This is a genomic window from Pseudomonas sp. GW821-FHT02B10, assembly GCF_059421865.1.
In genome coordinates this window covers 40,056-60,230 of sequence record NZ_JBWKVU010000009.1, presented here as the reverse complement: position 1 = coordinate 60,230, position 20,175 = coordinate 40,056, and the positions used below count along the sequence as shown (strand labels likewise).

The 20,175-nt window shown below is 65.5% G+C and carries 19 protein-coding genes; 9 read left to right on the top strand and 10 right to left on the bottom strand.

Annotated features, from left to right (window positions below; all coding sequences use genetic code 11):
* Positions 1–71: 71 nt before the first annotated feature.
* From AC07VU_RS19420 to AC07VU_RS19405, 4 genes are all read right to left on the bottom strand, one after another.
* Positions 72–677: a DinB family protein gene (locus AC07VU_RS19420; RefSeq protein ID WP_495030277.1), complete on the bottom strand. Its 606-nt coding sequence runs from the start codon at positions 675–677 to the stop codon at positions 72–74.
* A gap of 32 nt (positions 678–709) precedes the next feature.
* The gene (gene zapE / locus AC07VU_RS19415) at positions 710–1,822 is read right to left on the bottom strand and encodes a cell division protein ZapE (RefSeq protein ID WP_274302572.1); all 1,113 of its coding nucleotides are present in this window, start codon (positions 1,820–1,822) and stop codon (positions 710–712) included.
* A gap of 259 nt (positions 1,823–2,081) precedes the next feature.
* On the bottom strand, positions 2,082–2,423 hold the full coding sequence (locus tag AC07VU_RS19410) for a nuclear transport factor 2 family protein (RefSeq protein WP_495030276.1): 342 nt from the start codon (positions 2,421–2,423) through the stop codon (positions 2,082–2,084).
* A gap of 54 nt (positions 2,424–2,477) precedes the next feature.
* The gene (locus AC07VU_RS19405) at positions 2,478–3,194 is read right to left on the bottom strand and encodes a helix-turn-helix transcriptional regulator (protein WP_062825795.1); all 717 of its coding nucleotides are present in this window, start codon (positions 3,192–3,194) and stop codon (positions 2,478–2,480) included.
* A 393-nt stretch (positions 3,195–3,587) separates the two neighbouring features.
* On the opposite strand from AC07VU_RS19405, the gene AC07VU_RS19400 reads away from it, so the two are divergent.
* Both AC07VU_RS19400 and AC07VU_RS19395 read left to right on the top strand, forming a co-directional pair.
* Positions 3,588–5,027 carry a nucleobase:cation symporter-2 family protein gene (locus tag AC07VU_RS19400; RefSeq protein WP_009043732.1) on the top strand — a complete coding sequence of 480 codons (1,440 nt, stop codon included), beginning with the start codon at positions 3,588–3,590 and terminating at the stop codon, positions 5,025–5,027.
* A 283-nt stretch (positions 5,028–5,310) separates the two neighbouring features.
* Entirely contained in the window at positions 5,311–5,784 is a 474-nt protein-coding gene (locus tag AC07VU_RS19395; RefSeq protein ID WP_495030275.1) for an LEA/WHy family protein, read from the top strand.
* Positions 5,785–5,976: 192 nt separating this feature from the next.
* On the opposite strand, the gene glsB is transcribed toward AC07VU_RS19395, so the two are convergent.
* A complete protein-coding gene (glsB, locus tag AC07VU_RS19390) occupies positions 5,977–6,885 on the bottom strand; it encodes a glutaminase B (protein ID WP_495030274.1) in 909 nt (302 codons plus the stop codon).
* A gap of 225 nt (positions 6,886–7,110) precedes the next feature.
* On the opposite strand from glsB, the gene AC07VU_RS19385 reads away from it, so the two are divergent.
* Together AC07VU_RS19385 and AC07VU_RS19380 are read left to right on the top strand one after the other, a co-directional pair.
* Entirely contained in the window at positions 7,111–7,998 is an 888-nt protein-coding gene (locus AC07VU_RS19385; protein ID WP_495030273.1) for a LysR family transcriptional regulator, read from the top strand.
* Positions 7,999–8,138: 140 nt separating this feature from the next.
* Positions 8,139–9,392: a ferredoxin reductase family protein gene (locus AC07VU_RS19380; RefSeq protein ID WP_495030272.1), complete on the top strand. Its 1,254-nt coding sequence runs from the start codon at positions 8,139–8,141 to the stop codon at positions 9,390–9,392.
* Between the two features lie 6 nt (positions 9,393–9,398).
* Here the strand turns inward: AC07VU_RS19380 and AC07VU_RS19375 are convergent, their stop codons facing one another.
* Positions 9,399–10,922: an MFS transporter gene (locus AC07VU_RS19375; protein WP_274302564.1), complete on the bottom strand. Its 1,524-nt coding sequence runs from the start codon at positions 10,920–10,922 to the stop codon at positions 9,399–9,401.
* 113 nt (positions 10,923–11,035) lie between these two features.
* Between AC07VU_RS19375 and AC07VU_RS19370 the strand changes: the two genes are divergently transcribed.
* Both AC07VU_RS19370 and AC07VU_RS19365 read left to right on the top strand, forming a co-directional pair.
* Positions 11,036–11,932 (top strand): LysR family transcriptional regulator, encoded by an 897-nt coding sequence (locus tag AC07VU_RS19370; RefSeq protein ID WP_277588912.1) that lies wholly within the window; start codon positions 11,036–11,038, stop codon positions 11,930–11,932.
* 41 nt (positions 11,933–11,973) lie between these two features.
* Positions 11,974–12,519 (top strand): GNAT family N-acetyltransferase, encoded by a 546-nt coding sequence (locus AC07VU_RS19365; RefSeq protein WP_274302561.1) that lies wholly within the window; start codon positions 11,974–11,976, stop codon positions 12,517–12,519.
* Here the strand turns inward: AC07VU_RS19365 and AC07VU_RS19360 are convergent.
* Positions 12,512–13,432, bottom strand: coding sequence for a carbon-nitrogen hydrolase family protein (locus AC07VU_RS19360; protein ID WP_053261042.1), 921 nt, complete (start codon positions 13,430–13,432; stop codon positions 12,512–12,514). The genes AC07VU_RS19365 and AC07VU_RS19360 overlap by 8 nt on opposite strands.
* Positions 13,433–13,517: 85 nt before the next feature.
* Between AC07VU_RS19360 and AC07VU_RS19355 the strand changes: the two genes are divergently transcribed.
* Positions 13,518–14,453, top strand: a complete 936-nt coding sequence (locus AC07VU_RS19355) for a LysR family transcriptional regulator (protein WP_495030271.1) — start codon at positions 13,518–13,520, stop codon at positions 14,451–14,453.
* Here AC07VU_RS19355 and AC07VU_RS19350 read toward each other — a convergent pair.
* Positions 14,425–14,679, bottom strand: a complete 255-nt coding sequence (locus AC07VU_RS19350; RefSeq protein WP_007928582.1) for a hypothetical protein — start codon at positions 14,677–14,679, stop codon at positions 14,425–14,427. The genes AC07VU_RS19355 and AC07VU_RS19350 overlap by 29 nt on opposite strands.
* 155 nt (positions 14,680–14,834) lie before the next feature.
* Between AC07VU_RS19350 and AC07VU_RS19345 the strand changes: the two genes are divergently transcribed.
* Positions 14,835–15,155 carry an ElaB/YgaM/YqjD family protein gene (locus AC07VU_RS19345; protein WP_087091079.1) on the top strand — a complete coding sequence of 107 codons (321 nt, stop codon included), beginning with the start codon at positions 14,835–14,837 and terminating at the stop codon, positions 15,153–15,155.
* 96 nt (positions 15,156–15,251) lie between these two features.
* Here the strand turns inward: AC07VU_RS19345 and AC07VU_RS19340 are convergent, their stop codons facing one another.
* A complete protein-coding gene (locus AC07VU_RS19340) occupies positions 15,252–16,289 on the bottom strand; it encodes an Ldh family oxidoreductase (protein WP_495030270.1) in 1,038 nt (345 codons plus the stop codon).
* Between the two features lie 390 nt (positions 16,290–16,679).
* Between AC07VU_RS19340 and AC07VU_RS19335 the strand changes: the two genes are divergently transcribed.
* The gene (locus AC07VU_RS19335) at positions 16,680–17,681 is read left to right on the top strand and encodes a FecR family protein (RefSeq protein ID WP_495030269.1); all 1,002 of its coding nucleotides are present in this window, start codon (positions 16,680–16,682) and stop codon (positions 17,679–17,681) included.
* Between the two features lie 52 nt (positions 17,682–17,733).
* On the opposite strand, the gene pvdQ is transcribed toward AC07VU_RS19335, so the two are convergent.
* Complete coding sequence (gene pvdQ / locus AC07VU_RS19330) at positions 17,734–20,082, bottom strand: bifunctional acylase PvdQ (protein ID WP_495030268.1); 2,349 nt, start codon at positions 20,080–20,082, stop codon at positions 17,734–17,736.
* Positions 20,083–20,175: the final 93 nt, after the last annotated feature.

Genomic DNA, 20,175 nt, shown 5'->3' with positions numbered 1-20,175 from the left:
CCGGGCGGGTCCCCGGGAGAGCGATTGTAAACATCGGCACATGACCAAACGAGCAGCTAGCGCGTCAAGCGCTACCGTCCTTTTTCCTCGACCGCCTCCGCGCCCCAGATCTGCGCTTCGCTCCAGCCCAGCTCGGCAAAGTCCTCGGCGCGCAGGGCCGCCTCGCCCGCGCAGAAGAACTCATCCAGCTGCGGCGGCGCCACCCGGGTGCCGCTGAGCATGGCGTGCACCTGGCCACGGTGATGCAACTGGTGCTCGAACAGATGCGAAAGCATGCGCAGCCGGGTATCGCACTGCGGCTTTTCCCGGGCGATGGTGACGATGCGCGCAAGGTCCACATCCCGTTGCTGCTCGCAATAGGCGATCAGCCGGCGGTCCACCAGCGCCTGCTCGCGGCGCAGGTCGGCGGCCTGGTCGAAAGGTTCTTCGTCATCGAAAAACACATAGCAGTCGGCCCTTGGCGCCTCGCCGCGCAGCTCTCGCTCCAGCGCGTCGACATAGAACCAGTCGCAGGTAAGGATGTGGTTGAGGGTGGCTTTCAGGCTGGGAAAGAAACTCACCCGCGGCGCCGCCAGCTCGCTCGGGGTGAGTATTTCCCAGGCCTTGCCCAGGCGGTGATTGGCCCAGGCGTTCTGGTAAGCCATGGTCAGCAGATGATGAGACAGGGGCTGGTTCACGGTCAGGTCTCCCTTGTAATGATCAGGCGTGCTCAGCCGAAACGCTGCAGCTGCATCTCCTTCAGACGACTGAGGGTACGGCGGAATGGAAACTCCAGGTAGCCCTCGGTGTACAACGCCTCCAACGGCACCCGCGCTTCGAGGTAGAGCGGCACCTTGCGGTCGTAGCACTCGTCCACCAGGGCGATGAAACGCCGCACGCTGTCATCGTGCACCGACAGCTGCGGCAGCTCGCGATCACCCGCCACCACTCGCTCGGCGCCGTCCTCGGTACCCCGGGCAATCCGCCCCGGGCGCTGTTGCGCGCTGAGCTCGGGCACTTCGCTGAGCAGGATCGCGCTGAAGCGGTCGCACAGGGCCATGAAGTCCATGGCGGCAAACGGTTGCTCGCACAGGTCGGCGAAACGGCACCAGAGCACCCGCTCGCTGGCCTTGATCACCCGGACCTCGCGGTAGCCCACCGACAATACCGCGCTGGACACCGCCTGCCCCGCCGCCAGTTGTTCGAACGCCGGGCCCAGGGCGCTGGGCTGGCCGGCCGGGGTGACCCAATAACGCTGGGTGGCCGCCCCCGGGTGCAGGCGATGGTCCTGGGCGCCGTCCACCGCCACCACCTGCATATGCGCCTCGATCGCGGCGATCGCCGGCAGGAAGCGTTCGCGATTGAAGCCGTCGGCATACAGCTGTTGCGGCGGCTGGTTGGAGGTGCAGACCATCACCACGCCCTGTTCGAACATCACCTGGAACAGGCGCCCGAGAATGATCGCGTCGCCGATGTCGTTGACGAACAGTTCGTCGAAACACAGCACCCGCACCTCTTCGCTCAGCTCGCGGGCCAGGGCCTGCAGCGGGTCGGCGGTGCCGGTCAGCTGGAACGAGCGCTGATGGACCCAGCCCATGAAATGGTGGAAGTGCTGACGCCGCGCCGGCACCTCGAGGCTTTGATAGAACTGGTCCATCAGCCAGGTCTTGCCCCGCCCCACGGGGCCCCACAGATAAACCCCGGTGATCGAGCGTCGCCCTTCATGCAGGGCGACATGGCACTGCTGCAGGGCCAGCATCGCCCGCTCCTGGGCCTCGTCGGCGACAAAACCGCGCTCCTGAAGGGCGTACTGATAGGCGCTGAGGGGGGAATCGAAAGGCATGGGATCCACGCATCCGCAAAGGGGCCGCGCAGTATGCCATGCCTCACCTGGCGACCGTTGCGCGGTCGATCGGCAGCGGCTACAGGAAACACGGCGCCTGTGTAGCCGCTGCCGAGCAGCGCGAGGCTGCGATCGGCAACGCAGTTGCCGTAATCCGGGCCGCGCGTTCTATCTGATACACCGCGTGCCCAGGTTTTGCGGCAACTGCGTTGCCGATCGCAGGCTTCACCAGCGGCTACAGCGAGCGCGGGAGCGACGGCTACAACGAGATATCCAGCCGGGCGATCTTGCCCTGCTCGTCCAACCGGAACACGTAGCGCAATTCCAGCGGGCTGCCGGGAAAGCTGCCGGAGATCAGGTTATCCACCAGCACCTTGCCGGTGCGTTGCTGGACCTTGAGCACCTCGAGCCGGGGCTGGTAACGGCGGGCGCGGTCTTCCATCCATTGGGCGATGGCCCGGGTGCCGGCCTGGTGCTGGCCCTCATCGAACACCTGGGCGTCTTCGGCGAAGAAACTGGCGACGGCCGAACTGTCACGACCATTGGTGGCCGCGAGGTAGGCGGCGATGGCCGGTGCGAGAGAAAGGGCTGTGCTGGACATGGTGCTGCGGCTCCTTGTTTATCGTTGCTGGAGCCATGCTAAAACGCCGTCGCGTCAATTCTTGTCAGGAGTGAAACGCCCGGCATCGTCCAGTTGCATGCGCTGGCGCCAGGTGCGCAACAGGTCGCTGCGCCGTCCCGGATAACGCTGGCCCTGCTCGCTCGCGGCGGCGATGCGGTCGGTGCGAAAGGTGCGGAAATCGTCGCGCAGCTCACACCAGGCGACGATCACCCGCGCCTCGTTCATAAAACCCAGGGCCAGCGGCCAGATCAGGCGCTGGCTCGGCGTCTTGTTCACGTCGGCGTAATCGATGTGCAGCTTGGCCTGCTCGCGGATCGCCTGGCGAAACACATTCAGCGGCACCACGTTTTCCGGGTAGCGATACGCCGGCGGGCCGGGCAGCACGGTTGGGTTGTGCAAGGCTTCCTGGGCCGCCGGCGCCAGCACCGCGGCGATCTTTGCCAGGGCATCGGCGGCGGCCTTGCCGAGGACTTCGTCGCCACGCTGGTCGACATACCGCAGGCCAAGGACGATGGCTTCAGTCTCGTCGGCGTTGAGCATCAGCGGCGGCAGGAACAGACCGCTGCGCAGCACATAGCCGATCCCGGCCTCGCCATGGATCGGCGCCCCCAGGGCCGTCAGCTCGGCGATGTCGCGATACAGGGTGCGCTCGGACACCGCAAGCTCCGCCGCCAGCGCCGCGGCGGTCACCGGGCAGCGCTTGCCGCGCAGCACTTGCAACAGGGTCAACAAACGCGTGGTACGCGACACGGCATCAGGCTCGACAGGGAAAGATCGGCGCAGCTTAGCAGAGCCCCCTGTCAGGTTCTGTCAGTAGCGAGCCCCGTAGCCGCTGCCGCAGGCTGCGATCGGCCGCGAAGCGGCCGCAATCCGGACAATGCACTCTGTCTGATGCACCGCAGGCTCAGGTTTTGCGGCAACTGCGTTGCCGATCGCAGCCTGCGGCAGCGGCTACAGGGACCGGTGTGTCTGGGTGATTGTGAGGCTGGCCCTTCTGGCCCGGGCACCTTTCTGGCATCCTGCGCCTCCATTTTTCTGACCGGGTCCGCAGATTTTGCCTTACGTCCTCCGACAGCCCGCGTCGCGCCCCTTTTCTCCACGTGTTTCATGCCCTATTGACACGTCATTGGCAGGCTTTTCCCCATGACCGCACCTGATCGCTCCACGCCGCGCTACAAGTCCGACCTGATCTATGGCCTGGAGGACCGCCCGCATTTCAGCGCAGCGATCTTCGCCGCGCTGCAACATGTGCTGGCGAGTTTTGTCGGCATCATCTCCCCGACCCTGATCTTCGGCGGCGTGCTGGGCCTGCAGAACGAAACGCCCTACCTGATCAGCATGGCGCTGTTCGTCTCGGGCCTGGGCACCTTCGTCCAGGCCCGGCGTCTGGGACCGATCGGCTCCGGGCTGCTGTGCGTGCAGGGCACCAGCTTTTCCTTTATCAGCGTGCTGCTCAGCGCCGGCCTGATGGTCAAGGGCCGTGGTGGCAGCAACGAGGACATCCTCTCGACCATCTTCGGCATCTGCTTCTGCGCGGCCTTTATCGAGATGTTCCTCAGCCAGTTCATCGGCAAGCTGCGCAAGCTGATCACCCCGGTGGTGACCGGCACCATCATCACCCTGATGGGCCTGTCGCTGATCAAGGTGGCGGTCACCGACATGGCCGGCGGCTTCGGCGCGCCGGACCTGGGCGCCGCCAGCAACCTGGGCCTGGCCGCCCTGGTGCTGCTGACCATTGTCGTGCTCAACCGTTTCAGTCACCCGATGCTGCGCCTGGGCTCGATCGTCATCGGCCTGACCCTGGGCTTCGTGGTCGCCTGGCTGCTGGGTCGGGTCGACATGGCGGCGATGCCGGACGTGCCGATGGTCAGCGTGCCGGTGCCGTTCAAGTACGGTTTCTCCTTCGATCTGATCGCCTTCATTCCGCTGGCGGTGATCTTCCTGATCTCGCCCCTGGAAGCGGCCGGCGACCTGACTGCCAACTCGATGATTTCCCAGCAGCCGGTCAAGGGCCCGCTGTACATCAAGCGCATCAAGTCCGGGCTGCTGGCCGACGGTTTCAACTCGATGGTGGCGGCAGTGTTCAACAGCCTGCCGATGGTCACCTTCGCCCAGAACAACGGGGTGATTCAGCTGACCGGCGTGGCCAGCCGCTACGTGGCGTACTTCATCGCCGGCCTGCTGGTGCTGCTCGGGTTGTTCCCCGTGATCGGCGCGGTGCTGCAACTGATGCCCAAGCCGGTGCTGGGCGGCGCGACCCTGATCATGTTCGGCACCGTGGCCGTGGCCGGGATCAAGATCCTCGCCGAAGCCGGGCTGCATCGACGCAACGTGCTGATCGTGGCGATCTCCCTGGGCATGGGCCTGGGCGTGGCGGCGGTGCCGGAAGTCCTGCGCGAACTGCCCAAGGCGCTGCACAACATCTTCGAATCGCCGATCACCGTGGGCGCGATGTGCGCGATCCTGCTGAACATCTTCCTGCCGGAAGAGTTCATCGAGCTGGAAGAAGACGAGTTCGACCCGGAAGCAGCCACCCTCAAAGTCATGCAGGACCCGGATGTGAGCGCCAAGGCCAACGCCTGACCCCGAGCATCTGTAGGAGCAGCCGGTCGACGCTCGATTGCTCGCGATGGCGTTATTGGCCGCACCGCCAAACTGGCATCTGTAGGAGCGAAGCTTGCTCGCGATGGCGTCGGTGGCGACACCACCAGACGGCAGGCCTCAAGCTCACTACCAGCCCTGCCGGCCCAATCGCCGGCAAGCCTGGCTCCTACAGAAACCGGGCGTTCTTGACATCGTGGTTTGTGGTGCAGACCTGGCCGCGCTAGATTCATCAGTGCCTCCCTTCCCGCAGAGACGACCCCTGATGCGCAGATTCCTCGGCCTCACCCTTTCCTTGCTGTTGCTCAGCCTGAGCGCCTGCGCCCTGTTTCCCCAGCGCGATCAGTTGCACATCAATGTGGTCGGTATCGAACCCCTGCCCAGCCAGGACCTGGAAATGCGCTTCGCGGTCAAGCTGCGCCTGCAGAACCCCAACGAAACCGCGATCAACTACAACGGCGTGGCCCTGGACCTGGAAGTCAACGGCCGGCCGCTGGCCTCCGGGGTCAGCGACCAGAGCGGCAGCATCGGGCGTTTCTCCGAGGGGGTGCTGGTGGTGCCGGTCAGCGTCTCCGCCTTCGCCGTGCTGCGCCAGACCCTGGGCCTGAGCCAGACGCAAAGCCTCGACGACCTGCCCTACGTGCTGCGCGGCAAGCTCGCCGGCGGCCCGTTCGGCACGATGCGTTTCGTCGAAAAAGGCCAGCTGAGCCTGCCCAAGACCGCCAACTTCACCTGGTAATCGCACGCGCAGCACTCGCAAATACGCTTATCCAGACAGACCGCGGACTCAGGCTTTGCAGTTGCTACGTCGCAATGCCGCCCAAACCGAGCGCAGCCTCACAAGCTCGGCAGCGGCTACACAGACACCGCGTCCCTGTAGCCGCTGGCGCAGCCTGCGATCGGCGGCGTAGCCGTCGCCAACTCCCCTCCGCTAAAACACCGACCAGCCGATGCGCTGGCTCAGTAATTCCAGTGCCGCCATGCCCATCAGGGAATTGCCCGCCGCATTCAATTCCGGCGACCACACGCACACCGTGAACTGCCCCGGCACCACCGCGACGATGCCGCCGCCCACGCCGCTCTTGCCCGGCAGGCCAACGCGGTAGGCGAAGTTGCCGGCTTCGTCGTACAGGCCGCTGGTGGCCATGATCGAGTTGACCTGCTGGGTCTGGCGCGCCGTGAGGATCTGCTCGCCGCTGTGCTTGCAGAAGCCATCGTTGGCCAGGAAGCAGAAAGCCCGCGCCAGGTCGACGCAGCTCATGCGCAGCGCGCAGTGGCTGAAGTAGCTGCGCAGCACCGCCTCGACGTCGTTGTGAAAATTGCCGAAGGACTGCATCAGGTAGGCCATCGCCGCATTGCGCGCGCGGTGCTGGTATTCCGAATCGGCGACGCGGCCGTCCACCAGCACCTGCATATTGCCGGACAGGCGCCGCACGAAATCGCGCATGGACAGCGCCGGCGCGGCGAAGCGCGACTGGTTGATATCGCAGATCACCAGCGCCCCGGCGTTGATGAACGGGTTGCGCGGACGGCCACGCTCGAACTCCAGCTGCACCAGGGAATTGAAAGGCTGCCCGGAAGGCTCATGCCCCAGGCGCTGCCAGATCGCCTCGCCGGAATGCCCGATGGCCTGTACCAGGCTGAATACCTTGGAAATGCTTTGCACCGAGAACGGCGTATCGGCGTCGCCGGCGCTGAACACCTGGCCATCGTTGCCATACACGGCGATCCCCAGCTGGTTGGCCGGCACGTCGGCCAGCGCCGGAATGTAGCTGGCCACTTTGCCCTGGCCAATCAGGGGACGGACCTCATCGAGGATCTCGTTCAACAACGCTTGCATGTTCAGACTCGCACGTTCCGCCTCGCACCGCCGCGAAGCTATCGCTGCTAGACGCATCCCGCCGCGTCGAGAACACAGTTGTCGTGGCCATCCCTGGCGCGGCCCCTCGCACCGCCCCCGTGCGGGAAAAAAAACCGTCGATGAAAATCGCCCGCGGACCGCGCATTTTTGATCGGGCAGAGCCGCAGCTGATAGGCTTTCCACTACATTCGACAGGGAGCGCTCATGGATCTCAACGCCGCCAGGATGTTTGTCAGCGTGGTCCAATGCGGCAGCATTTCGTCCGCCGCCAACCTGCTGCAACTACCGCTGGCCACCATCCGCCGGGGCATTCGTGAACTGGAACGCAGCCTCAACGTGCAACTGCTGGAACGCTCCACCCGCGGCACCCGGCTGACCGCCGCCGGCAGCCAGCTCTATGAACACGCCAGCCGCGGTATCGAAGCCCTGGCCGAGGGCGAACAGGCTGTCAGAAATGATCGGATGCACTTGCAGGGCCGCCTGAGTGTGTCGGTGCCTGCGGCATTCGAGAGCTGGTGGAAGCTGCTGGCCGAGTTCCAGCGGCGCCATCCCGAGGTCCAGGTCGCGGTCTATACCAGCGAGCGGGAAAGCGACCTGGCGCAAGACGGCATCGACGTCGCCTTGCGCGCCGGGCCGTTGTTCGACGAGGAGCGCCCGGCGCGCCTGCTCGGCAGCTACCGGCATATGCTGGTCGCCAGCCCGCTGCTGCTGGAACGCCTCGGCACCCCGCAAACCCCCGCCGACCTTCGCGGATTTCCCTGTGCCGTCTGGTCGCGCCAGGCCGATGCCCGGGAACAGTGGCAGCTGGGCGACCAGTACTACAGCCCCGATCCGCTGTTCGCCGCCAACGATTACCTGCACCTGCGCCAGCTGGCGCTGACCGCCAAGGTGGTCACCGAGCTGCCAGCCTTTCTTGCCGCCGAAGCCGTGCGCGACGGTCGCCTGCAAGCCCTGCTGCCGCGCCTGCCAATGCCGGAACAACAGCTGCACCTGCTGTATCCGAACCAGCGCCCGCCCTCGAACATCGTCCGCGCCTACCTGGATTTCGCCCAGGCCTGGCTGGTGGAAAACCCCTTGCCACACCCGCACTGAGCAGGCGCTGATGCAGGTCAGCTCAGGACTGCCGCCCTGCCAGTAAAATACGCCCTCACCCGGCTGCGCCCTGACCCGCGCGCAGCCCACGACCCATCCTATGCGCCGACACTGGCGCCATCTTTCTGGAGGTGTCCCCCTTGAAAACCTGGTACTCGGTGGTCGGCGTCCTGCTGATCACCACCCTCACCGTGCTGCTGGAAATCCCCAGCGATACCTGGCTGACCTCCGCCACCCTGAGCCTGGTCCTCGGCGCCACGGCGCTGGCCTACATGGCCCTGTCCTGCCTGCTGGCCAGCCGCTGGCGCTGGGTCGAGCGGCTGTTCGGCGGCCTCGACCGGGTCTATGAAAGCCACAAGTGGCTGGGCATCTGGGCGCTGGTCTTCGCCAGCTATCACCTGGTGTTCAAGGCCAACCTGGATACCTGGCAAAGCGTGCCGATCATCGAGCTGTCCAAGTACTGGACGCGCATGGTGCGCCAACTGAGCTACGTCGCCCTCGGCCTGATCGTGCTGCTGGCGCTGAACCGCAACATTCCCTACGGCCAGTGGCGCTGGTGGCACAAGCTGTCCGGGCCGCTGTTCGCGATCGTCATCCTGCACTGGCTGAGCTTCAAGTCGCCGATTGCCCTGGATAACCCCTCGGGTATCTGGCTCACCGCGCTCTGCGGCCTGGGCCTGCTCGGTGCCCTGTACAAGCTGCTGCTCTATCCGTTGCTGGCCAAGGCCGGCGAATACCGGGTCAGCGCCGTGACCCTGGAGAAAAACTCCCTGCACCTGGAGCTGACCCCGCTGCACCGCGGTTTCGCCTTCAAGGCCGGGCAGTTCGCCTTTCTCGCCATGCGTGAAAAAGGCCTGCGCGAACCGCACCCCTTCACCATCGCCAGCGCCCACGCCAGCGACGGGCGCATCGAGTTCGTGATCCGCGCCCTGGGCGACTACACCCAGAAGCTGCGACAGCAGGTCAAGGTCGGCATGCTCGCCGACCTCTACGCGCCCTATGGCCGCTTCAAGCGCCGGCTCGATGCCGGCCGGGAGATCTGGATCGGCGGTGGCGTGGGCATCTCACCCTTTATCTCATGGCTGCAGGATGCCGCCGCCGGGCGCTTCGACCAGGCGACCCTGGTGTACTGCTGCAACCCGTCACGGGCTTTCCCCAGCCTCGAAACCTTGCAGGGCCTGGCCGAGCAGCGCGGGGTGGCGTTCATCGGCCACACCGACGGCGCCGACCGCCTGGGCGAAACCCTGCAACGGCTGGCCAGCGAAACCGATCCACGGCAGATCCAGATCAGTTTCTGCGGGCCCAAGGGCTTGCTGGCACGGGTCAAGGCGTTGATGCGCGAATACGCGATTCCCGAGCGCAACCTGCACTACGAGTTCTTCGAGTTTCGTTGAACGCTCTCAAGCCCGGCGCGGCTCATGCAGCATCAGCCGCACCACCAGCGCCGCGACCAGAGTGATGGCGATCAGCGCATACAGCAGCCAGGTAAAGGCCTTGGCATAGAGCCCGAGCAGCAGCTCCCGGCCCAGCTCGGGCAACAAGGCCGCGCTGGCCTGCAGGTTGCCGCTGGCCAGTTGCTGCGCGGCCAGCGACAGCTGCGGATGCTCCGGCAGTGCCGCGGCCATGGACAGTTGCAGCAAGCCGGCCAGCAGGGCCACCACCAGGGCCAGGGCAATGCCCTCGCCCGCCACCCGGGTGGTGCTGAAGATGCCGGTGGCCATCCCCGCCCGTTCCTTGGGCACCACACTGACCGACAGCCCGTCCATCAAGCCCCAGGGCAAGCCGGCACCGAAGCCGATCAACAGCATGGGCAAGACATTGGCCGCCGGCGCCTGCCCCGGGGCAATCCGGCTGAGCAGATAGAGCCCGAGCGCGGCAATCACCAGGCCGACGCTGGACAGGGTCCCGGCGCCGAACCAACGGGTCAGCCACGCGGCCAGCAACGGCACCACCACCATCGGCGCGGACAGGGCGATCATCATCAGTCCGGCATCGATCTCGCTGTAGCCTTCCACGCCAATAAAGCGGATCGGCAGCAGGATCAGCAACACCACGAAGCAATAGCAGGTGGCGATCGGCAGCAGCTGCACGCCGACAAAGCGCAGGTAGCGAAACAGCGACAGGTCGAGCATCGGCCGCTTTACCCGCAGCTCCACCACGATAAACAGCAGCAACGCCAGCAGCGCCACCAGCAGCAGGCCCCAGACCAGCGGGCTGCCCCAACCGCTTTGCGGCGCCTGCAAAATGCCCCAGGTCAGCGCCACCAGCGCCGCGGTGAAACTCAAGGTGCCGGGCCAGTCGACCCCCGCCGCGTCCGGGTCGCGGGACTCAGGCATGCGCGGCACGCCGAACAGCAGCGACAGGCCGCCGATCAAGGTCCCGGAGACGAAGATCGAGCGCCAGCCGTAGGCTTCGATCAACACCCCGGCGAGGATCGGCCCGAATGCCAGGCCGACGCCGAAGGTGGTGCCCAGCAGGCTGAAGGCGCGGGTCCGCGCCGGGCCCTCGAACGCCTGGGCCAAAGCAGCCGAGCCGCCCGCCAGCGCTGCCGCGCCGGCCAGCCCCTGCACCGCCCGCAACAGGTCGAGCCAGAGCACCGAAGGCGCAAAAGCCAGGGCCAGCGACGTCAGGGCGAACAGGCCGACACCGAGGCTGAACACGCGCTTGCGTCCGTACTCGTCGGCCAGGGTGCCGGCAGCCATCAGCGCGCTGCCGAAACTCAGCATGAAGGCATTGGTGATCCAGCTGAGGGCCAGGGGGCCGCCGCCCAGCTCGCGGCCGATGGCCGGGGTCGCCACGGCCACGCCGACGAAGGTCAGCGGCAGGATCAGCGCTGCCAGGCACACCGCGGCCAGCACGGCGTAGGAAGAGCCGCCGGCGACAGTGTGATCTAAGGCAGCAGGCACATCGGTTGGCGAACTCATCAGCACCTCAGGGGGAACGTTAGGGTGCGATCAATGGTAGATTCGCCGCAATCATCCACAAACAGGGCTAAAGTCCGTTCTTTACGGATATTAACGCTCTAATCGAGATCCCCATGGACAACCTCAGTGGCATGCTGGCCTTTGTGCGCACGGTGCAGGCCGGCAGTTTTGTCGGCGCGGCGGAGCGCCTGGGCATCTCCGCTTCGGCGGTGGGTAAAAGCCTGGCGCGCCTGGAAGAGCGGCTCGGCGTGCGCCTGCTCAATCGCAGCACCCGGCGCATCAGCCTGACCGACGCAGGCACGCTGTTCTTCGAGCGCTGCCAGCGCATCGTCGGCGAGGTGGAAGACGCCGAAGCCGAGCTGGCGCGTATCAGCGACAAGCCCCGCGGCAAGCTGCGGGTCAGCCTGCCCGCCATCGGCTATCGCATGCTGCTGCCGATCCTGCCGGAGTTCGCCGAACGCTACCCGGAGATCGAACTGGACCTGGACTTCAACGACCGGCTGATCGACGTGATCGCCGAAGGCGTCGACGCGGTGATCCGCAGCGGCGAGCTGGCGGACTCCCAGCTCAAATCGCGCACCCTGGGGCCGTTTCGTTTCGTCCTGGTCAGCGCCCCCCACTACTTCGCACGCCATGGTGTGCCCCAGTGCCCATCTGACCTGGAGCGACATGCCTGCCTGCGCTACAAGTTTCCCGGCACTGTGCAATTGCAGGAATGGAAACTGCGCCTGCCCGCCGACGCCCCACCGCTGCTGCTGCGCAGCGCCCTGACCAGCAACAACCTGGAATCGCTGATCCACGCCGCCACCCAGGGCCTGGGCATCGCCTTCGTTCCAGACTTCGTGGTGCGTGACGCCCTGGCCGACGGCTCGCTGGTGTCGGTGCTGGACGACTATCAGATCGACAGCGGCAAGTTCTCGGTGCTCTGGCCCGGCAGTCGACATCTGTTGCCGAAACTGCGAGTGTTCGTCGATTTTCTCAGCGAACGCCTGGTGCTGGGCGGACGCTGAAACGCCCTTATAAGGCCAATCACAAGGAATGTACCGCAAGCATGCAACCGATACCCACCCTGTACACCGAACGCCTGATCCTGCGTCCGCTGGAGCTGGCCGATGCCAAGGCTGTCCAGCTGCAGTTTGCGCACTGGCAAGTGGTGCAATACCTCAACGCGCGGGTGCCCTGGCCCTATCCCGCCGATGGTGCCCTGAGTTACCTGCGCGACCTGGCGCTGCCGGCCATCGAGCGCGGCGAGGAATGGCACTGGTCGATCCGCCTGAAAAGCGCGCCGGAACAATTGATCGGCAATGTCAGCCTGATGGACCAGGCCGACAACAACCGCGGCTTCTGGCTGGCTCCGGCGTGGCAGGGCCAGGGCTATATGAGCGAGGCCAGCGCGGCGGTCACCGAGTACTGGTTCGAGGTGCTGGGGCATGAGGTCATGCGGGTGCCCAAGGCCGCGCCGAACCTGGCCTCGCGGCGGATTTCCGAACGCGCCGGCATGCGCCTGATCCGCAGTGACGAAGACGACTTCGTCTGCGGGCGATTGCCCCGTGATATCTGGGAAATCACCCGCGAAGAGTGGCGTCGCCTCAGATGAAACGCACGCCGGCCTTGGCCCGCTCGTCCACCGTCAGCTCGAACACATCCGGACGGGCATAGTGGCCGACCACATCGTAGTCGTAGCGCGCCCGCACCAGCTCGTCAGTATCGATCTGCGCCGTCAGCAGGCCGGCGCGTCCCACCAGCGGCCCGGCCAGGACCTCGCCCATGGGCCCGACAATCACGCTGCCGCCGGCAATCAGCGGGCGCTCGGCCGGCCAGTTGGCGATCTCCAGCCCCAGTGCCTGGGGTGACGCCTGCACCTGGCAGGCGCTGACCACGAAGCAGCGGCCTTCATGGGCGATGTGGCGCATGCTGACCTGCCACATCTCGCGCTCGTCCACGGTCGGCGCGCACCAGACCTGCACGCCCTTGGCGTACATCGCGGTGCGCAGCAGCGGCATCATGTTTTCCCAGCAGATCACCGCGCCGACCCGGCCGACCTGGGTGTCGAATACCGGCAGGGTCGAACCGTCGCCCTTGCCCCAGATCAGCCGCTCGGTGCCGGTGGGCATCAGCTTGCGGTGCTTGCCCACCAGGCCGTGCTGCGGATCGAAATACAGCGCCGTGCAATACAGGGTGCTGCCAGCGCGCTCGATCACCCCCAGCACCAGGTTGGCCCCGGTGCGTGCCGCCAGGCCGGCCAGGGCCTCGGTCTCCGCGCCCGGCACATCGACCGCATTGGCGAAATAACGGGCAAAGGCTTCACGGCCTTCCGGCAGGCGATAGCCGAGCTGGGTGCCAAATCCCTCGCCCTTGGGGTAGCCGCCGAGCAAGGCTTCGGGCATCACCACCAGCTGCGCGCCGGCCTCAATGATGGCGGCTTCAAAGGACAGGATCTGCTCCAGGGTATCGGCCTTGCCCCCTGGCAGGGAGCCGATCTGCAACGCGGCGACAACGGACTTGGACATCGGGGAAACTCCTGTGGCGATGAAGTGTTGCCCATTGTCCGGCCCTCGCCGATCATGCAGAAAGCCCCTCCTGATACTGAATGATATGAACCAGATGAATATCGCCCAGGTCGATCTCAACCTGCTCAAGGCCTTCGAAGCCCTGCATGACGAATCCAGCGCCAGCCGCGCCGCCTTGCGCCTGGGCGTCACCCAGTCGGCCATGAGCGCGGCGCTGCGGCGCCTGCGCGAGCTGTACGGCGATCAGTTGTTCGTGCGCACCGGGCGCGGCCTGGCGCCGACCCTGCGGGCCAACCAGCTCAAGCCGGTGGTCAGCGAGGCCCTGAACAAATGCCGGCAGAGCCTGGCCATGGTCGATCCCCATGCCAGCCATTATCAGGGCCGCTCGGTGGCGATCGGGCTGTCGGACGATTTCGAGATTGCCTACGGTCGGCGCCTGATCGAGGAAGTTGCCCGGCGGGCGCCGAAGCTGCGGCTGATCTTTCGCCAGAGCCACAGCCAGATCGTCGGCGAAGCGCTGTTGCAGCGCAGCATCGACCTGGCCATCAGCGCCGGCGGTTTCGCCGAACGCATGCTCAGCCGTCAGGTATTGGGGGAAGGCAGTTATCTGTGCCTGGCGGACCCGGCGAGCCTGGCCCCGGGACAGCAGGCCATCGACCTCGACGAATTCGTCGCCCGCGAGCATGTGCTGGTGTCGTCGCAAGGCTTTATCGGGATTACCGACGAGGGCCTGGCGGCCCTGGGGCTGAGTCGCCAGGTTTGCGCCTCGACCACGCATTTCGCCGCGCTGCCCCATCTGCTCAAGGGCAGCCAGGCGGTGGCGACCATTCCGGCCCACGCCGCGCGGAGCATCGCCGAACTGACCGGGCTGGTGCTGCTGCCCTGCCCGCTGGACCTGCCGCGCTACCCGATCGAGCTGGGCTGGCGCACCAGCACGCAGATCGATCCGGTGGTATTGAAAGTGCGCGAGGCGATCGTCGCCAGCTTCGAGCTTACTTGTTCGCCGCCATCAGGCGATTGACTTCACTGCGCACCATGTTGGCGTATTCCGGCGGCGACATGCCGTCGAGTTCGGCACGCACCCATTCGGCCCATTTGCCCTTGCGCTTGCCGCGCTCGCCGAACAACCGTGCGGCTTCGCCCTTGGCCTTGCCCAGGTTGCTCTGCCACAGCTCGAACAGACGGGACTTTTCATCTTCGATCTCTGCACGCTCGGCGAGAGTCTTGTTGGCCAGATTGAAGCTCATGGGAATTTCCTGCTGCGTAAAATAGCCGACATCTTACACTGTGACGGCTGGGGTTTTCCCGCCGGCATGGAGCGGGTGGAGAAAATATCTGCAACTTTTCGCCGGCCCCGCAACTCCATTGTTCATCGCATCACTGACCCGCAAGGAGTAACTCAATGGCTCGTAAAACTGCTGCGCAAGCGGCTGACGAACAAATCAAGGACCAGGAATTCAGCGAGCTTCAAGCGTTGATCGAAGAATCGGAAAAGCTCCTGAAAAGCAGCGCATCGCTGGTGGGTGAGGAAGGCGAGAACCTGCGCCAACAGGTCGGGTTGAAACTCAAGCAGGCACTGGACTCGGTGTCCAGCGTGCGTGAGCGCAGCAAGCCAATGGTGGACGCTACCGAGCAATACATCGGAGGCCATCCGTGGCAGACCGTGGCCATCTCCGCCGGCGTCGGCCTGGTGGTGGGCCTGTTGCTGGGGCGTCGTTCGTAACCGGTTTTCTGTAACGTCCAGCGCCACCCGCGACCGCTAAAAAAAGGACCAGGCTTGCAGCATGCTTGCCTGGTCCTTGCGTGTTGAAAGCGCGTTTTAAAGCCCCGCCAGTTCCCGCAACTGCTTGAGCTCCGCGGCGGCCAGGGCAATCCCCTCGCGCAGGGACTTTTCCCGCTGGCGATGCCGGCGATCCCCCGGCAGACGCTTGAGCCCTACGCCATGCATCTGGCGGATCAGCTCCTGGCTGCGCTCGGCGAAATTCTGCCCGGCGCCCTTGCTCGGATCGATGACGATCAACAACTGGCCGGTCCAGGGCGTCTTCGCGCCCGGGTGGTTGGACCAGTCGAACTCGAACGAGAAGTTGCCCCCCGTCAGCGCCGCCGCCAGCAGCTCGACCATCATCGACAGCGCCGAACCCTTGTGCCCGCCGAACGGCAGCAGCGCGCCGCCTTCGAGAATGGCTTTCGGATCGTCGGTGGGCTGGCCGAGGCCGTCCACGCCCATGCCCGGCGGCAGGCGTTCGCCCTTGCGCGCGGCGATCTGCACGTCGCCATGGGCAATGGCGCTGGTGGCCAGATCGAAGACAATGGGGTTACCCCCGGCCTGGGGCGCGGCAAAGGCAATCGGGTTGGTGCCGAACAACGGCCGATCGGCACCGTGGGGCACCACACAGGTCATGCTGTTGACCACGCTCAGGGCGACCAGCCCTTCCTCGGCGAACGGCTCGACGTCCGGCCACAGCGCGGCGAAGTGATGGGAATTGCGGATGGCTAGAATGGCGATTCCGGCGTGGCGCGCTTTCTCCACCAGCAACGCACGCGCCGCCGCCAGCGCCGGTTGGGCGAAACCGTTACACGCATCGACCCGGACAAAGGCCGGGGCCACGTCTTCGACCACCGGCACGGCCTTGCCGTTGACCCAGCCGCTGTTGAGAGTCGACACGTAACCGGGAATACGGAACACGCCATGACTGTGGGCGCCGTCGCGCTCGGCGGCGGCACAGTTCTGCGCCAGGCAACGCGCCACTTCGGCGCTGGTGCCATGGCGCAGGAAGATCGTTTCCAGCAGCGTCACCAGTGCCTCGAGCGACAGGTGTTCCTGCGGTGTTTCAACAACCGGGGGCGATACAGACATCTGGAGCTCCGGATTAATTATTGGAATGGGCTACAGCGCATGAGAAGGCACCCAGGTGAGTGCGCCCGACGATTAAACAACGCTTTGCGCGCGCCCTGTCAACCTCGGCCATGGCCTGGCACCGGCGATGCCAGCAAGAGACAGAGCCGCCACCAACACGCCGTCAGCCGAGGATGGCGCGCCGGAGCTCGGCAAGGTGGCAGTGGCGATGACCGCGGCCAGGGTGTTTTTGATCATTTTTTCACTCCAGCTGTGGATACTGCTGACAGAAGTCCTGTGTTTCAGAGGCTTTGCTCCAAAAATAACCTCAACTTTGATATGCATTAGCCATGACGGCGGTTCTCCAAGCCTGGCTGCGAAGGGTAGAATGCGCGAAACCAGGAAGAGCCAATGAGCGAACAGCACCTCACAGAAGCCGAATACGACGCCATCACCGATGCCGCCGCGCAGTGGTGCATGCGTCTGCATGCCGCGGACTGTACGGCCGCCGAACGCCAGGCCTTCGAGCAATGGCGCGATGCCCACCCGCTGCATGCCTTCGAATACGAAGCGATGCAGGAAATCTGGGAAGTCGCCGACCATCTGCCTCGCCCTCAAGCCACCACCGTCCTGCCCTTGCCGGCGCCGCGCAACCCCTGGCGCGCCTACGGCATGGCCGCGGCGATCAGCGCCCTGGCCCTGCCCCTGGCCGCCTACAGCGGCTGGAGCCTGGGCTGGCTGCCCTCCTCCTACGAACATTTCCAGGCCGACGGCAGCATGCGCCAGGTGACCCTGGCCGACGGCAGCCAGGTCGAACTCAACCTGGGCACCGAGCTGACCTACAGCAACTACAAGGACCAGCGCCGGGTCACCCTGAAAAAAGGCGAAGCCTTCTTCAAGGTCAGCCACGACAGCGCCCATCCGTTCGTGGTCAAGGCGGCCAGCGGCCAGGTGCGGGTCACCGGTACCGAGTTCAATGTCTGGATGTACGAGGATCAGGTGCGGGTCACCCTGCTCGAAGGTTCGGTGCTGGTGAGCAGCGACAACAGCCACCCCGACGCTGGCGTGCCTCTCGATCCGGGCATGCAGGCGCGTTATCGCCAGGGCGATTACCAGCCACTGATCAGCCAGACCGCTGCCAACGACAGCTCGCTGGCCTGGCGCCAGGGCAAGCTGGTGCTGGACAACCTGGCGCTCGGCGAGGCCCTGCCGCTGATCAACCGCTACCTCAGCAAGCCGGTGATGCTGGCCGACAGCGCCACGGGCAACATTCGGGTCGGCGGCATCTATGATGTCACCGCGGTCAAGAGCCTGGTGACCACGCTGCCCAAGGTGTTGCCGGTGTACCTGACCCGCAACCAGGACGGCAACCCGGTCATCAATTCGCTGCCAGGCACCGCGCCAAAAAGCTGAAGGCCGCTACCCTCGCGGGTGCGGCCTGCGCTTGACGGCAGATTGAACGCGCTTACTGGGTCGCGACCTTGCGCAACCGATCATCCACTTCGTGAATCACCTGCAACCGATACTGCGGGTCCACCTGGATCTGCTGCTCGGTGAACGGCAACACACTCCACTGCTTCTTCGAGAACGCCTCGGTCTGATCCCACGAGTGCGGCGACGCCGGATCGCTGGACAGGGAAAACGCCAGCAGGCCCTGGGCATGCGGGCCCTGCTCGTCGAAGGTCACCACTTGCAGGTAACTGGTGCCGCTGACCACCTCCCGCTTGCCGTCGGCCGCGGGGACGCTCTGGATCGCGTTGTACACGCCCAGGCTGGCCGGGCCGCCATGAATCGGCGTCTGCCGGCCGCCGCTGCTGACCACCTGGATATCGCCCCAACGGCTGTCGGCCTTCAGGCCCGACTCGGCCACCTGTTGCACCGAGGCCAGCATCGCCGCACGCAGCGCCTTGGCCACCGGCGGCCGGTCGATCGCCAGGCCGCGCGGCGTGTGCTGCGGGTCCCGCGCGTCGAAGGCCACGCGCCAGCGATTATCGACCGCCTCCAGCTGTTCCATGACGTTGCGAAAATGCACCAAGCCCACCCCGCTTTGCAGGTTGGCGCTGCGGTCCCAGGCTTTGAGGCTGGCGCACAGCGGCGCCAGGGTCTGGGCATCGCTGCCCAGGTCGGCGGCACAGAACTGCAGCAGGTCCGGCATCACCTGCCCGGCCTGGTACACCTGGTCGTCCATCACCATGTGCTTGAGGTCGGCGGCGCTCAGCGGCTCGCCCTTGCCCGTGCCGATCAGGCGATTCAGGGCAAAACGCGCGCGCTGCCCCAGCGGCAGGTCCTGCTGGCTGATCAGCGGCGAGAAGCCTTGCAGCGGCGCGGCCGGGTTGACCATCCACGCCGAGTCGTTGGAGTTCTGTACGTAATCGCTGCGCAGCAGTTGCGGCAGTTGGCTGGCCGGGTAGATGCCCTTTTGCGCGGCCGCCGGGTCGATGTCCCAGGCACAGGCCGCACGGGAACCGTCGAGAATGATCAGCTGGGTGCCGATTCGCGGGTCGCTGCAGTGGGCGAGTTTTTCCGTGCTGACGTTGGGCACCACTGATTGGTTCATGTACAGCGTCTGGCCCTGGTCATCCACGGCCAGGGTATTGACCCAGGGAATGCCCTGCAGTTGATGCACCGAAGCTTGTAACTCCTTGAGGCTGCGGGCCTGGTTCATCGCGTACCACTGTTGCAGCACCCGGTCGTTTTCCAGGTTGGCGTCGCGCAGGCTGTAGGCGAAACGGTTGTCCCAGTCCAGCTTGCCGGGCCACTGCACCAGCGGGCCGAATTGCGAACTGTAGACACTGTGGCTGACGGTCGTGAGCTGGCCGTCCTCGCCCTGCACCTTGACGCTGACCGCTTGTTTCTCCAGCGGCAGGGACTTGCCGTCGAGCAGGTAGCGGGTCGAGTCCTTGGGGTCCAGTTGCAGGCGGTACAGGGTGAAATGCTTGGAGGTGTCCACCGTGTGGGTCCAGGCCAGGTGCTGGCTGAAACCGATATTGATCATCGGCAGGCCGGGCAAGGCGGCCCCCATGACGTCCAGCTTGCCGGGAATGGTCAGGTGCATCTGATAGAAGCGCATGCCGCCGACCCATGGAAAATGCGGGTTGGCCAGCAACATGCCGCGACCATTAAACGAGCGCTCGCGTCCCACGGCCACCGCGTTGCTGCCACGGTCCAGGGCGAACCGCTGGCCGCGGGCATCCGCCTGGGCGAAGGCCTGGGCCGATGGCTTCAGCTGCGCCGTGGCGGATGGCGGCGTCGCGCCCACCAGGGCTTCGGCGAACTGGCCGACGCCACCCTCCACCAACAGCCGGCGGGTCAGCTTGACCAGGTCCAGGGCGGTCAACGGCCGCACCCAGTCACCCTGGCACTGCTCGGGCAGGCCCTGGGCCCGGCGCTCGGCCAGGGAGCGGTTATAGCCGGCGACATACCCTTCGATCAGTTGCCGCACCTGCGGCGTCTGCGCCTGCCAGAAGCCGAACACCGCCTGGGGCGTGTTCAGCCAGTTGAAGAACAGGTCGCTGGTGAGGTTTTCCCGCTGCTCGACGGTCTGCTGCTGCGGGCCGAAATACTTCGAACGCTCGCCGTTGACCGTCAGCACTTCGTTGGCCAGCAGGCACAGGTTGTCCTGGGCATAGGCATAGCCGATGCCGTAACCCAGCCCGCGCTCGTCGATGGCGCGAATATGCGGGACGCCAAAACCGGTGCGGCGAATATCGGCGCTTGCCTCGCCACCCTGGACCTCGCGCCCCTGAGCCGCAAGGCTCAGCCCGAGAAACAAACCCGCAAGGCAAAACCTGGGCAACTGGCTGGAAATAATCACGCCGACTCCTGATCGAAAGAAGATGCACAACCCAGGCTGGCGCGGCATGCCGATGAGCACACAGGGGATACGGATTCCAGCCCGGTAAAGGAC

Coding starts and splice junctions, on each gene's coding strand:
- zapE (WP_274302572.1), bottom strand. CDS start 1,822: ATGCCTTTCGATTCCCCCCTCAGCGCCTATCAGTACGCCCTTCAGGAG.
- AC07VU_RS19410 (WP_495030276.1), bottom strand. CDS start 2,423: ATGTCCAGCACAGCCCTTTCTCTCGCACCGGCCATCGCCGCCTACCTC.
- AC07VU_RS19400 (WP_009043732.1), top strand. CDS start 3,588: ATGACCGCACCTGATCGCTCCACGCCGCGCTACAAGTCCGACCTGATC.
- AC07VU_RS19395 (WP_495030275.1), top strand. CDS start 5,311: ATGCGCAGATTCCTCGGCCTCACCCTTTCCTTGCTGTTGCTCAGCCTG.
- glsB (WP_495030274.1), bottom strand. CDS start 6,885: ATGCAAGCGTTGTTGAACGAGATCCTCGATGAGGTCCGTCCCCTGATT.
- AC07VU_RS19385 (WP_495030273.1), top strand. CDS start 7,111: ATGGATCTCAACGCCGCCAGGATGTTTGTCAGCGTGGTCCAATGCGGC.
- AC07VU_RS19375 (WP_274302564.1), bottom strand. CDS start 10,922: ATGAGTTCGCCAACCGATGTGCCTGCTGCCTTAGATCACACTGTCGCC.
- AC07VU_RS19370 (WP_277588912.1), top strand. CDS start 11,036: ATGGACAACCTCAGTGGCATGCTGGCCTTTGTGCGCACGGTGCAGGCC.
- AC07VU_RS19365 (WP_274302561.1), top strand. CDS start 11,974: ATGCAACCGATACCCACCCTGTACACCGAACGCCTGATCCTGCGTCCG.
- AC07VU_RS19360 (WP_053261042.1), bottom strand. CDS start 13,432: ATGTCCAAGTCCGTTGTCGCCGCGTTGCAGATCGGCTCCCTGCCAGGG.
- AC07VU_RS19355 (WP_495030271.1), top strand. CDS start 13,518: ATGAACCAGATGAATATCGCCCAGGTCGATCTCAACCTGCTCAAGGCC.
- AC07VU_RS19350 (WP_007928582.1), bottom strand. CDS start 14,679: ATGAGCTTCAATCTGGCCAACAAGACTCTCGCCGAGCGTGCAGAGATC.
- AC07VU_RS19345 (WP_087091079.1), top strand. CDS start 14,835: ATGGCTCGTAAAACTGCTGCGCAAGCGGCTGACGAACAAATCAAGGAC.
- AC07VU_RS19340 (WP_495030270.1), bottom strand. CDS start 16,289: ATGTCTGTATCGCCCCCGGTTGTTGAAACACCGCAGGAACACCTGTCG.
- AC07VU_RS19335 (WP_495030269.1), top strand. CDS start 16,680: ATGAGCGAACAGCACCTCACAGAAGCCGAATACGACGCCATCACCGAT.